At 39.7% G+C, this 13,882-nt stretch carries 10 protein-coding genes; all 10 read right to left on the bottom strand.

Going from position 1 to position 13,882, the window contains the following annotated elements:
- Positions 1 to 42 precede the first annotated feature (42 nt).
- Genes H526_RS0111510 through H526_RS0111465 form a run of 10 tightly spaced genes read right to left on the bottom strand, consistent with a single transcriptional unit; the run spans position 43 to position 13,493 of the window.
- Positions 43 to 522 carry a hypothetical protein gene (locus tag H526_RS0111510; protein WP_027393143.1) on the bottom strand — a complete coding sequence of 160 codons (480 nt, stop codon included), beginning with the start codon at positions 520 to 522 and terminating at the stop codon, positions 43 to 45.
- Positions 523 to 557: 35 nt separating this feature from the next.
- Positions 558 to 809 carry a hypothetical protein gene (locus tag H526_RS0111505; RefSeq protein WP_027393142.1) on the bottom strand — a complete coding sequence of 84 codons (252 nt, stop codon included), beginning with the start codon at positions 807 to 809 and terminating at the stop codon, positions 558 to 560.
- A gap of 22 nt (positions 810 to 831) precedes the next feature.
- Positions 832 to 1,560 carry a hypothetical protein gene (locus H526_RS0111500; RefSeq protein ID WP_035085288.1) on the bottom strand — a complete coding sequence of 243 codons (729 nt, stop codon included), beginning with the start codon at positions 1,558 to 1,560 and terminating at the stop codon, positions 832 to 834.
- A gap of 19 nt (positions 1,561 to 1,579) precedes the next feature.
- Positions 1,580 to 2,137, bottom strand: coding sequence for a hypothetical protein (locus H526_RS30845; protein WP_051336117.1), 558 nt, complete (start codon positions 2,135 to 2,137; stop codon positions 1,580 to 1,582).
- Between the two features lie 5 nt (positions 2,138 to 2,142).
- Positions 2,143 to 2,427: a hypothetical protein gene (locus tag H526_RS0111490; RefSeq protein WP_245591204.1), complete on the bottom strand. Its 285-nt coding sequence runs from the start codon at positions 2,425 to 2,427 to the stop codon at positions 2,143 to 2,145.
- Positions 2,428 to 2,480: 53 nt separating this feature from the next.
- Positions 2,481 to 3,497, bottom strand: coding sequence for a hypothetical protein (locus tag H526_RS0111485; RefSeq protein WP_035085285.1), 1,017 nt, complete (start codon positions 3,495 to 3,497; stop codon positions 2,481 to 2,483).
- Positions 3,494 to 4,462, bottom strand: a complete 969-nt coding sequence (locus H526_RS0111480) for an AAA family ATPase (RefSeq protein WP_027393138.1) — start codon at positions 4,460 to 4,462, stop codon at positions 3,494 to 3,496. Before H526_RS0111480 ends, H526_RS0111485 begins: the two co-directional genes overlap by 4 nt.
- Before the next feature lie 11 nt (positions 4,463 to 4,473).
- A complete protein-coding gene (locus H526_RS0111475) occupies positions 4,474 to 8,745 on the bottom strand; it encodes a strawberry notch C-terminal domain-containing protein (RefSeq protein WP_027393137.1) in 4,272 nt (1,423 codons plus the stop codon).
- A gap of 52 nt (positions 8,746 to 8,797) precedes the next feature.
- Positions 8,798 to 9,217, bottom strand: coding sequence for a hypothetical protein (locus tag H526_RS0111470; protein ID WP_027393136.1), 420 nt, complete (start codon positions 9,215 to 9,217; stop codon positions 8,798 to 8,800).
- A complete protein-coding gene (locus tag H526_RS0111465) occupies positions 9,204 to 13,493 on the bottom strand; it encodes an Eco57I restriction-modification methylase domain-containing protein (RefSeq protein WP_027393135.1) in 4,290 nt (1,429 codons plus the stop codon). The genes H526_RS0111470 and H526_RS0111465 overlap by 14 nt, the downstream gene beginning before the upstream one ends.
- Positions 13,494 to 13,882 lie beyond the last annotated feature (389 nt).

The following is a 13,882-nucleotide window of genomic DNA, read 5'->3' as shown; positions in this document are numbered from 1 at the left end:
GTTCGATTAATGATTGATGATGATTTAATAAAAAAGACCTGATCAGTCTACGACCTCAATATTATAGCGGTAGTACCAAATAGAATTTCGCTTTAGAAGAAACTTCCCAATCTTGGTTTTCCATCCCAATACTGTCTTGATCCCCAATTCGTGTAATTCTGATTTCCCTATATTGGAGGTTCTTCCTATAGCTACCAGTTCTTGTAAAATGGTTTGATCAGTTCGTAATTTTTCTACTACTTTCTTCTTTATCGATTTTTTAACTGTAGGAGATTTTAGTAATTCTTCCAATCGGTCATTATTCTCCAATTGATCTTCATACTCTTCTTCTATGTCTCCTAAAATTTCATAATCGAGCTGTTCCAATTGTTCTAGTAATTCCGATCTATCGGTATCCTGAATGTTTTCCAGAATAGCATGTAGCTTCCAGAACAATCCAATTTTTTCCGTCAGTGGTTCAGGTAATTCCGTTTTCTTGATCTGATTGACCTGTAAAAACACCTTAAATTTTACTTCTTTCATTAGTTGTATGTTTTAAAATGAATATTCCCTTTTTTTTAGGCTACTACTAAGTTTTCAGCAGCTTTGGCTTCTAATGATTTTTCTATTTTATAGGACAGTAGTGCTGTTAATGCCGAGGTGGCGAGTACGACTGCCATGTTCTTGGCAAGTTCTTTTCCCTTGGGAACACCAAATTTGAATTTTTTGCTTTTGGCATTTGTACCAAGATTGTAGTATACTAGTGCCTCTGCAAAGCCAATGGCTAATCCTACACCTGTTACAATGACTACGGTTTTGTCTACTTTCATATCTTTTCTTTTTTTACAATTGTTATGCTTCTAATTTCTCTTCTATTTTCTCAAATTTCTCCTTGATTTCTTTTTGATCCCTGTCGATGTTCCGAAGCGAGGTCATATTAAAAGTGTTCAGGAGTTCTCTGTGCGCTTTGATAAGCACTCGTTTGGTTTTCTTTTGAGTGTCCAAATCATCTTTAAGCCCGGGAGGAATGAGTCTTCCAAGAGCAAGGATGTGATTCCTAATCTTGATATATCGGGAGACAGGTTTTTTTTCAGGCTGGTTTTTGCGCCTTTCTTCATTGTACTTTTTAATTTTAATTCGACATTGTTGGATTTCCTTATCCAATCCTTTCACATCCTGTAAGGTCATCTTCGTGGCACTGGCAGTGTCATTGCCTCTTTTATTATTTTTGGTGGCATCGCCACTTTTATTTTTCCTGGTTGTAGTACTACCTTTATTTTTTTTAGTGGCATTGCCACTTTTCTTTTTCTTGGTTGCAGTGCTACTTTTTACCTTTTTGACTGGATTTTGATCAGTGATCTCTTCACACGGGTTTTCCTTTGTTTCTTTCTGAATTGCATCAGGAGCAAATTTCTCAACCAGTGTGTATGCCTGATCGATGGTAGGCTGATATACACCTATAAAATCCTCTTTGTCTTTTGCCTCTTTGTGATCACTTATAATTTGTTGTACTTGCTCTTGGAGCTTTTCGTTACCAATCTTGGATATATCAAGTTGTAACAAATCTTTAATTGTTGCCATAAGTATATGATTTAATGGGTTATGCACTCTTTGGTTTTTCTTCTTCCAGTTCCAATTCTAAAGCTAGTAATGCTAGTTTACTGGCTTGTTGTTTTTGACGGATACGTACTTGCTCTTTCGATAATGGATTGGATGCTGTTTTGTTTTTCATCTCTTTTTTTCCTTCTTCTAAAGGAGCAGGAATACCAAATACATCCCATAACTCCGTATCTTTCTCCGAAGTGATGACGCGCTCTGTTTCTTCCTCAGTATTAATTGCAAATACTTCCTTGTTTTGCCTAAAGCGTTGTAAGGCCTCTTCTTTGGATAGCAATTCCCATACGGTGCCGTCGCTCATCGTATAGCGCCCCTTTCTGATATCTACTGCCTTTGGTTTTCCACTCACAAGGGCATATAGCAAAGCATCCGCACGCTGTGCTTCTACATCAGCAGTCGTAAATCCATTACTGCGCTCTTTGATGATTTCAAAGGCTTCCTTCAGATCTAGTTTACTTCCGATTTCCTGTTCGATTTCCTCTTGATTCGTGATCTCAACCTTTTCAAGGTCTTTGGGCTGTAAGTTTTTTGTTTTGTACATACGTTTTATAGTTTATGATCCATAGCACACTGTTGAGTGTATAGAAATTCTAGGTTCTCAAAAAAATCATTAGATTCTTGTTGATTTGCGTAATGAATAGAACAATGCTGTGGTGTTCCATCCATCTCAAAACACTCATAGCGATAGTGTTGTACAGGACGATCTTCATCGCTGATATCGATGGTTGTCCATCGAAGGATCAGCGTGTTTTGATGGTGTTTTGAGACTAGGATTTTAAAATCCCTGCAATGTTCCGTGCAATTTTGATCAATCTGCATAGCCCTATCCATAATGCGTTTAATAACGATTTTGGAAGGAGACTTTTGTAGCTGTTTCGATTTTTTCATCTTTTAAAATTTTTCGTGTATCGGGTAAGTATTTCAGTAACTTCTTTAACAGCATCATCCATCGCATAGCTTTGCTCAAAAACCGCGTGTCTTTTTGGATTAATGGCCGCTATAAATTCTTTACCTATTCCTTTATGAAGCCGACCCAAGCCCGGAGGCACATCCCTTTCTAAATAGTTGTTAATCGCCATAAGCGCTTTAAAACCTCGGTATCGATAGTATCTTGGATCACTACTAAGCAGCAACAGTTGGTTGGTATCTATGGGGTCTTCAAAACCTTTCATCCTAACAATAGCAAGCGATGTTGCAGTGTCAAAATGAGTTCCTATAAGCAGATTTACTTCTGTGGCTACGCCACGCAACTCCATAAAGGCTACGAGCTCCGCCAAAGCAAGACCGATGTATAACAACTGTTTTCCCTGAACTTTAGCGTTTGCACCTGCCACCACATATAATTGTAATACGGGAGATGTAGAAGACCGATTTTCGAAATGAGTAAATACATTTTTAATCGTGGTTGCTTTGTTGTCTACATCCAATTCAATTTTTAACTGACTGGTGATTTTTTCAATAGGGGTATCTTTTGCTGTAGGTTGGACCCTATACATTCCCATTATGGCTCTGTCAAAAGAGAATATCCCCAGTCCCTTGTCATTATGAGCTAGTTTAGGTTTGGGCAGTGTCTGGCTTTGGGTAAGTTTTAGATACTCCGCTAAACGCTCTTTAATTTTAGGCGCTATTTCACGCGTGAGATGCATTCCCAAAAAGTAGTTGTGCGTATCTAGTTCTTCCAGTGTTCTGGGTATAGGAAATCCATACCACTCACTTTTTAACTGTAAACGGTCTTCTGCTCTTGCCATAACACCTTGCCACTGTTTTGCATTGTGCGGATTTAAACGCCCCATCTGATCCTTCACAAAGCTGTGGAAATCGGTGATACTACCAAACCTGATGTAGGAAACAGCAGTAGTACTTCCTTTTAAATCGATATGTTCTTTTGTAGGATGTATCATGTCTTTTCCAGCGTATTTCTGCGCTTATATTCTTTTATAAAATCAGGTTTGCTTGCTGCTCCTTTATATGAGTTTAGAAAGCTTTCCAGATCCACCTCGGTTTTCACATGGTGGGCTTTTTCTTTTCCCATCACATTAAAAAAACTTTCCAGACAATCCCGCAAGGTCTTTCCATTTTTCACAGGACGTCTGGTACTCCCAAAAACATCTTTAATACCCGTATCTCGAAGTAATTCCTGTACGTAGATTCGCTGGAAATTAAGCATGGTTCTAAGGGTCATAATATCTTCCATATCCCCGTCATTGCCCTTGCCAGCTTCATAATCCAGAATGGAATTTCGAATGCTAATACAGATATCAGCCAATTTTGGGTAGATCAGACTACGCTCCAACGTTTGGTTAAAACCAATCTCATAGATACTACCGCTAAAGCGGTCAAGTAGGGAGCTATCCTGTCTATTGTTCCCGACATAGGTACTACTGATCCCTTTACCCAATACATTTCCTGAAGCAATGCACCCAAAGTCCGGATGCTTTATAACAGGCTCATTTAATCCATTGAAAATGATGGCTTCTGATTTTGCACTTTTTGCCAAGGCATCATTTAAGAGCCCTGCGGTGTTTGGATCAAGTTTTGGTATTTCGTCCAGAATCAGAATTTTACCATCTCTCCAAGCCTCTATAAGCCCGCCTTCTTTATAGCCTGTAATGGTTTGTCCGCCCTTGATATCAATAGGAGAGGTATATTGATTACAATTAATAATCACAAAGGGTAGTGCCTTTTTATCATTTTCACCGCGTCCAAAATAGGCATAGGCTGCTTTTTCAGCTAAAGTGGTTTTCCCTGTCCCTGCAATGCCTTTTAAAAACACATTGTTGCCTACACTCAAATCATCGAGTATTTTCATAAAATTGGGAATCTGATCAAATTCAGGGATATTTAAGGTATGTGTGTATCTATTCATCTTGTATCGAGTTATGATGCGAGTAATTCAAAATATAAGTTCAGTTTATCAATCACGATGGTCAAAGGATCGATGATCCCAATCATATCTTCATAGCAGATTTTTCCTAACTCCTGTGGGGTATAGTCCCCAAAAACAAATTCGATGTTTCCATCTTCATGGGGATGATTGGTAATAAAATAACCAAGGATATCGATGGCTTTATAAACCGGAGCTGTTGTTGCCTCTTGGATGCGCTTTTTAAAATCATCCGCTAGTGCGGTGTTTTTAATACTGTTTTTCCACTCCAGATACGGGACTTCTATATTTTTAAAAATGGGAATTAGGGAATAGTTGTATTTTTCCTTATCGCTTAGTTTTCTGTTATAGGTAACCTTTCCGTAAGGATGACTACTATCTGCCTCTGTATAATTGAGAAACCCTGCTCCGGGATTACTTCCCTGTCCGTAAGGTCTACCGAGCTTATAGCTGAACTGTAAGGTACTTTTGAGCGTTCGAGAATTCCAGTCTTCCTTATTTTCCAGTTCCCAGTCTTCCAGTTCTTTGGCTTCCCCTTCAATCTGGATACCATAGGCATCCAAAACATTTAAAAAGGCTGCTGCATTTCTTAGCGGTAATGCCCCTGTCATATCCCCTGCATTTTGAATAAAATCAGCCAGTTCTTCCTCCGGTTGTCCTTCCTGTTTCCGGATAAGTCTGCGAAGTTTAGGGTCTAATGCAAGTTTGTAGTGTTGCTTTTTTTCCAGGTATACCTGAAGGTATTGCTGTCCGATTCTTTTAAAGGTAATCCCTAATTGATGGTCTTTTAAAAGGGCTTCCGGTTCTAAAGACTCCAATCTTTCCAGCCCCTCTGAAATAGGCATAAGGGCTTTATGGTCTCCTTCTTTTCCATAACTTCTGGACATCAGAATCCCGTTTTTGATGGTTCCCTTTTTGGTATTGTACTTGATCAGTTTGCTGGTGGTACCAATCTGATCAGAAACCGCTAGAATATTCTCTGTTAAAATCTGTCTGTTTTCACGCTTTGCGGAAGCCTTTTTTATAATGTCGTTCCAATCCCTACGAACCATTGTTTTTTGTTCCTGAGTAATATCAGCGCTTTCTGCATAGATGCTGCTTATAAAATCTTTCTCGGAAGGGGTCAAATTAAAGGTGAGGGTTTTTCTGGAATCTGCTACAGCAAAAGTGAAAGTAATGTTACTGGGGGTATAGCGGTTCTGGGCATTTTTTCCAATCCGAACTGCTAGAAAAATCCCCCAGGAAGACTCACTGAGCGAACCAAAAAGAGGCACTTTAACCACATCACCAATCCTCCAATAACCAAGGAATCGAAGGATCATTACTTTAATAGCTTCTAATTCCTGCAGATAGGTGTCCAAGGCGTTTTTTTTCTGAACTAGTGCTGCTGATATCGCGCTGTGATCTTTTTCTATTTTCTGATTGACTACGGGATCTTTTGCGGATCCTTTTTTTGGTAAACCTTCGAGTTCTTGGTTTAATTGATCAATAGTCACCATTCGCTTTTGCGCTCTGGATTCGATCAACTTTGGGTATTCTTTTTCAATCTGTAAGCGCATAGATTCCTGCAAAAAGGCTGCATCCTTGCCTTCTAGTATGTCCAGTAGTCGCTTTTCAATTTCGTTTTGGGTAAATGGGCGCTTTAGATTATTGACAATGGTCACCTCTCTCACGGTATCTTTCCCAAAAGGAGTGGTCCCCCCAGTTCCTTTTCGCAACAAAAATCGTTTTTTTACTTCTGCATCCAGTGGCAAAAACTCTGTTTCCAGATCATAAGTACCTTGCTGCTTTTCGATAATGATTTGATGCTCATAGCGCTCCAGAAGTTCGTTGTACAAACGCTCCTGATCGGCTACTTGCAAAAGCCCTGCGCGTCCTGTGAGTTGTCGGATCGCTCCTTCCTTAGTTGGGTTACGCTCATAGACCATTTGCCCTGTTTCTTTATCCAGCGTTTTATAATAGGTAGGATATCCTAGTTGCTCCATCATGTCTTTATTTTCACTCACCCATTCAAAGGCTACCACATCCCCATATTTATTTAGAAAATCTGCGCTCTGAAAGGTATCATCACTGGTTTTTTGTGATCCTGTGGAATTTGCATCTAAGGATTTTAGCTTTGCTTTGAGCATAGTGAGCAGCCGTACTTCCATAGGGATATCGGTGATCATAAAAATGTATCCGGGAAGGTTTACCTGTCCGGTACGATTGACACGCCCTAGAATCTGCATCACAATATTGATATCCAGATCAAACTGATGGATGATCATTATCCGCTGACGCCTATCTTTAAAATCTTTAGAGGAATGCGCCGAAGCTCCCGTACTTCCGCTTTGATTGATCAGCAGCACATCATAATCCCCACTATTGAATTCTCGAAACGATTTCTCAGCATCACTACGAAAAGAGCTTACAATGGCTTCCTCTTCTTCAAAATATACTTTTTGATTCCTACCCGTAATCTCAGCCACCTTAAAATGTGCATCGGTATGCCCACCTAATGCGAGTGGTTTTTTCTCTTTTTGAATTAAATGAATGAGTTGATCAATAGGAGTAATACTAAGTCCTGATCGTTCACTTAGCATCGCTTCCTTAATACGGTTATATTCATCAATCCCGCTTTGCGGAAGTTCTTCCAGTAGCACGCGCCTGCGGGTTTTTTCTCCGTAGATATCCGTATGGCTATAGTTGAATACACTATCCAATCCTTTAAGAAGGGTACGCACAAAATCCAGCTCGCTAGCCTCAATAATATCACCACTCGCCAGATTTAGGTCTTTTAGAAATGCACCCATAGTGGATTTAAAACCTATCACCACCTTTTTATCCTCTTTTAAAAACTCGATGGTTTTTCTGGCTACATCTTCTACTTTAAGCGCGAAAAGCATTTGATCAATGATGGTAAATACTCTGGAGAAGTAGGGTGCTTGTTTCACTCCTAATCCCTTAGGTTTTTGTTTAACGCTCTCATCGGCTCTTTTGGCATCCGCATGAATACCACTTAAAATGGGATCGAGGTATTGCTTTTCAAAGCGCACTACGGCATTCATAAGGGTAATAATCCGATCCACCCGCTGCCTGTGCAAACTGCGTTGGGGTTCCTGATCTAAGGTTAGGTATTGGATCTCTATGCCCTTATTAGAGCGCTGTCTTCGAATAAGTTGTCCGCTTTCTGCCAGATTGGAAGCCACAATTTCTTGAAGGGCAAGCCCTCCTTGAGTCATTGCAGACACCAAATTCTCATCGGATTTGTTTGCCTCCAAAATCGCGGTTTTCTTGCCATAGAATGGCATCACCTCAGGATACTTGGCAAAGGTGGCACTTAAAAAACAACAGGCTCTGGTATGGGGTAATACCGCTCGCATCCAAGTTCCAATAATGGATTCAAAACCTCCTGCCAGATGGGATTCATCCAAAATAAACACTACCTCTTTGAATTTCTTCCTTCCTTCCATACCTGCTTTACATACTTGTGCTAACCAGTCTCTTTTGTAAGGGTGTGCAGCTTGTACTTGGGAGTAGGTGGTAAAGATCATATCGTAGGGAGCAGGTAAGTGATCGATACCATAGGTAATCGTAACAGTAGGCGTGGTCTCAGGATCAGGGAGACTTCGCTTATTTTTCTTATGCCAGTCTAAGGATTCTGCACTCTCGGTAGCATAGGTCTCAGTATAGGTTAATAGCTCCATTTGGTCGGCAGAAGAGAGGGGAGTAAAAATTACATTTCCGTCTGCATCTTTTATTTTTGCCTTGGTATCGTTATTGACAATACAAGGCTTGATATCAGTAAGACCAATGGCGGTTAAGTCCCTATACATATCGCTAAACAAATTTGGGGATTTGGTGAAAAAAACGGGGAGGTATCCGTTTTTAACTGCATGACGTATCACCCCAGCTGCCTGTCTGCCTTTTCCAATTCCTGTTTGATCAGCAATAATAATCCCTTGACCCCTTTCGAATTGCTTTAGGTATAACCCTAGTCCATCTACTTGTTCTGCTGCCAGAGATTTCCACAGGGTTGCGGTAGAGATATATTTAAGACCATCGCGCACATAATGATCGATATTGCCTTTTTCTTTTACAATACGGTTCAGCGCTTTTTGTACCTCAAATGCCATATTTCTTGGGATCAAGGTCTCCATTTTATAAGGCGCTTCGGATTTCGGCACATAAGAAACAATAGCTGTTTGATCGGCAGCCAACGCTGCCATTTCTTTAGCATCTGCGCTAAATTCTTCCGGGTTGTCTTGTATGATCTTTTCTTCCATAGTTGTCCACGTTTAATGCGGTATATTTCATTTAAAAAAGGCTTAGCCTTCTTTATGCGTTGATGGTTCCTAGTGTTTCCAGATAGCTGCGTAGTGTTACTTCTGAATAGAGATGTAAGGCTTCTTTTTTATTCATACCACCAACTTCTATAGATTCCGCTTCAAGATTGGTGTCCAGATGTCTCCAATGCTGTTGAAGGGTAGTGAGCGAGGCTACCATGGCATCCTGTTCCATTAGAAAAGTTGCCAGTTCTTCAGGGGATCTTCCACCAGTATAGATCGTATCCAAATACGCTTCTACCAGCAGTATAGGATCTTCTCCTTCTTGCATAGCGCGCTCTATAAGCTCGTGTAACTGTATGTAAATCCCTGCCTGATGATCCTCAAAAGAGATAAAGGCAATTGGGTTATTGACCATATAAAGGATGGCACTTTCTCTGTCCGGCATTAATTGTGCATTAAAAAATATCATATCTATTTGCTATTTTAAGTTGTTGAATAAGTATTTGTATAGGGGTTCGTATCGATTGACTAATGCGCTCCCAAAGCATTTCAAAAGAATCTACCACTTCTTCCAGATGGGGAGCTTCCTGTTTTTTTGGAGCAGTCCCTTTGGGTTTGGGTTTACGTCCGTTAATCAGCACCAGCATCGTTCTTGCCGTTGCTCCTTGTTTATTATAGAGTTTAAAGCTGTTCATATTGATAATATCATCCACTCGATAATGACGGTAGAGCCAGTTGAAAAAAGGGCGGTATTTAGCGATGTAGCCTTCCGCATCAAAAAACACATGTCCGATAATAATAAGTGCTGCTTTACCGCTATCTTTCAGAGTGTGCAATGCCAGTCCACTCATAAGATGCTCCAATCGCATATAACTGGCAATCCTTCGGTGGTTATGAAAATATTTTGCAACCATACGCTCCTTATCAAAAGGATCGGCATCCCAACTGGCAAAAGGAGGATTGGTTACCATCACATCAAAACTTTTATGTAAGTGTTCTGGGAACGGCTCGGCTGCATTCAAACTGGTGATGGTAGCGAACTTTTGAAATTCCAGAGATCCTAAACGACTTTTATCAATTTCATTGACATGGGTCTTTAAAGGGTCAGCCCCCAATACTAATAATCCATTACCCGCACTCGGCTCAAAGACGGATTCCGCCTTTGGCATAAAAGTATATTCGGAAATCATCGCTGCAATAGGACAGGGAGTGGAATATTGTTTGTATTGCTCTTTACTGCTATCAGAGTAAGCATAGGTGGGTTGTACGTTATCCCAAAAACGGATCATCGCACCTAAACGGTTCTCAAAAGGAACTGGCTCGCTATAATACATCTTGTACCACAATAGCCAGCTGAGTTCTACTGCTTCCCATAACATTCCCAGATTAGGAGTTCCCGTGCTATCTTTTAATAATTCTATTTTTTTACGACTCAGATGCGTGGCTTCGATATAGTGATTGTGCATAGTCGCTACGACCTTATCTATATAGGAGTCACTACCTTTATTTGGTATTTTTGATAACTTATTTCGTTTCCTTTCAATGAGCATATCATCAATTAGAAAAGCTGTTTTCTCACGCACAGGAGTGGTATCGCGTTCTTGAATTACGACATCTCCCAATAAGGTGCGCAGAAGTACTTCCTGAAATTCAGAGATTTCCTTGTCATTAGGGGTAAGCCGTTTTTCTTCCACTTTTTGCATAGCAGCTAAAAAAAGTTCATCCTGAAATACCTGATGCTCCTTGGCTAACTGTATGCGAATAGCAGCCAACTCATCATCATTACTCTCATTGAGAGTTTTAATTATTTTTTCATCAAATACCCGTTGTAAAACCTGCTTGCGAGTAGCTAGTTTGGTAAGGGTAAGGTTGCGGGCAAAGGCTTCTGTTCCTGTAAAAGGAATATCAAATCCGTTGCTTTTAAAATCCTTCCGGAGCTGCTTGGCTTTAGAAAGAGGGATTCTTAAAAACCCATCGTATTTTGATTTTTCTGTAGGTGGTTCTGATGGCTGTTTTTTCTGAGTGGATTGATACTGCTCAATAACGGTTTTAGACTTTTCGAAAGATTGTATCTCCCAGAGATGATCCCTTTGGATTTCTTTATAAGCACCTTTTACTTTTCCGGTTTTTGGATTCAGGAATTCTTCATTGACAACCTTCAAGGGTTGAATCAACCTATCAATTATACCCAGTGCTTTTGACAGGTCCGCAATAGGTCTGTAATGCTCGACCACACTCCACCATTGATTACGATTATCTCCTAATATTTGCTCAAGAGCATCGACACTTTTATATCCTATATGTCTATTAACATAGGGGTACTGTAAGTCCGTAGGATACCCCAATTCCTCAAAGATTGTTTTTCCTCTTTTCTCCCACTGTTTCAGTAGTTTTGCCCGGTGTACAGGGATTCCATAATCTGTTGGATGTGATAGCTGGGATAACTCAAATAATTCTTTAGCCGAGGCTGTATCCAAGGTGTCATCACTAATATCGTATAAGTACCCAAAAGTATTTTGTAAGTCTTGCTTATCAGAGATACCAATACTTCCTGAATCAAAAGGAGATGTAATGACCGTTGGGATCAGTACATTCTGAACCAAAGTATCACCACTTATTATATCCTTTGTCATTACTAATTCAAAAGAAGTAGGTTTTTTAGGAATTTCAATCTTTGGTACTGTGGTTACTACATCATTTTTCTCGGTAGGAAAATCTTCCGACACCAGAGAATCTTGATACTGTTTTACTACATTTCTGGAGGCTTCAATGTCTTTTAAGATGCTAGCTGTATCTTCAATGTCAGCGACCAGTTTTTTTATTGCAGTTTTGGTAATTGCCTTTTTTGACTCCAATTCTTGTAATTGCTGCTGATATTCTTGCGCTTTAGTATCCAATTGTTGTAGCGCCACTTTCATATCGGCTATTGGACGATATCCTCTTGCGATAGTAAGCCACGAGCTGTGCTTTTCTATAAGATCTTTGAGCGTTGTTATATGAATATTTCCTTTGTACAGGCTTACATATGGATAAGTAGTTGCTGTTGGGAATCCTAATCCGTACCATAGATCTTCTCCACGTTTTTCAAATTCAGCACTAAACACATCTTTTTGAATTTTTAATCCCATTGTATCTGGACTGGGCAATTGGGCAATTTGGAATAATTCTAATGCGGTAGCCTTTTGAAGATTGATGCTATGTATCTTAAACAAATGAGGATACTCCTTTCTGATGGCATCCATAGCTGAAACAGGAATCCCTCCAGCATCAAAGGGAGGATAAATTCCAGCAGGAATCAGAACATTAGGGATTTCAATTCCAAACGAATGAATCGTTTTACCAACTTCGATCTGAGGATGCTCGTCATTATGTGCTATTCCTTTTTGGGTAACATTGGTAGCGATAGTATGTTTAGCATCTCTCTTTTTATAAGGGCTACTCTTAGATACTCCTACTAGTTCTTGTAAAGGGGTCAATAGCTTATTGTATTTTTTCTGGATATATGTGTCCTTAATTTTCGAAATCCAATAGGACTGCTCTTGGACTACTTTTTTTAATGCTATTAAAAACTGATCTTTACTTTTTATAGCCAATACATCCTCAAAGGCAATTCGTTCTGTTTCGAGCAGTGCGATGGTAGCACGATCTTCTAATCCATCACTGAGCGATCTGGATTTTTTAATAAAGGAACGTATTGTCTTTCGATAGGTTTGTGCTGTATTGTTTTTAGTTTTTTTCTTTTTATTGATTGGTTTTTTAGCATCCGTTGTGGGTGTAGTAACCGAAATTTTAGGAAGCACTACCTGATGTTGTGTTCCAAAATCAGCAATAGCTTTCATAGCTTTTAAGAGCAACTTATGTTTGCGCTGTTCATTTCCAAGGATGGTATCTTTTGTGGTTATATGCTTTTCAAGCCCTGCCCAGATTTCTAAAAGCGCCTTGGAAATAGCCGTCTTTTTATCCTTCACTACGGGGCTATCTGAGCTTACAGGAGAACTACTACCACTAAAATCTCCAAAAGTTTTTCGATAGCTGCTAGCAAATCGAAAATGATCCTTTGGGTCTTCGACAATATCAATAGCAGCTTCATACTTAGCTGAGACAGGAATAGGAACCTCTATAGTCTGATACTGATCTTTAGCAGTTTCTTTAGTATAAACACCTTGCGAATTGGTAAGAGTTATTGGTTTTTCTGGTTTGGGAGGTGAAGTAGGTGCATTTTGTGACGTGTTTTGTGTAACAGATTCTTCGCCAGATACTATGGGAGGTATCACCTTATTAAAATCCAAGAGCTTTCTGGAGGCTCTTTTTTGTCCTCTAGGTTGTACTTCTACCGATTTTACTTTTTTTCCTTCTTGTGCCTCGCCATACTGTAACGCAATAGCTTCTGCAATTTTGGCGTGTTGATCGAAAATCACATAATGCTCCTTTTGCTCTGATTTTTCGGTGAGATAGGTGATCGTTACATAACTGAACTTATTATGGGTAATATTAGAATCATAAGCGGTGTGAGAAGGCTTTATCATAATATCCTTATAATTCCCTCCATCGGTTAATACCTTTTTAAGATCTTCTGCCAAATATTTATAAGCATCTTGATTCGGTCCGTGGAATAACCTTGGCTTTGTATTATGAAACCGAAATCCTAATCCCGTTAAATACAACTCCAACGCCTTATCAGGTATTTCTGAAAAAAGCAGTTCCCAACGATTAAGTGCTTTATGTAATGTTATTGAAATCTGCATTGCTTATTTTCTTTACTATCTATTTTTTTTAAATTATTCAGATGGTTCCGTACTGTTTATAATCCTTACTTCTATGCTGTCTATACCCCCAACTACGCATCACCGTGGTGATGTGTGTACTGCGCGAACACTACTGCTGTGTATGTTGTAGACAAGACCGCACAGACAGCATCAAAAAAAGTAAGATGCCTTTACCACAAAGGGCTAATCGGTCGTGTCTATAAAACAACAGTGCTGTCTATAATGGGATATACGCAAGCACATGGTGGTGCGCGTACCATAGACAACGGTGCTGTTTACTTTATAGACAGCACCGCTGTCTGTAACTGAAACTACGTACCCCTTTTACTTACATCAGCTTTCCACGATATTCTCATATCCTAACCCGC

Source organism: Aquimarina latercula DSM 2041 (genome assembly GCF_000430645.1).
Lineage (GTDB): Bacteria > Bacteroidota > Bacteroidia > Flavobacteriales > Flavobacteriaceae > Aquimarina > Aquimarina latercula.
The sequence above is the reverse complement of the archived record's forward strand: the minus strand, read 5'-3'. Positions and strand labels throughout refer to the sequence as shown.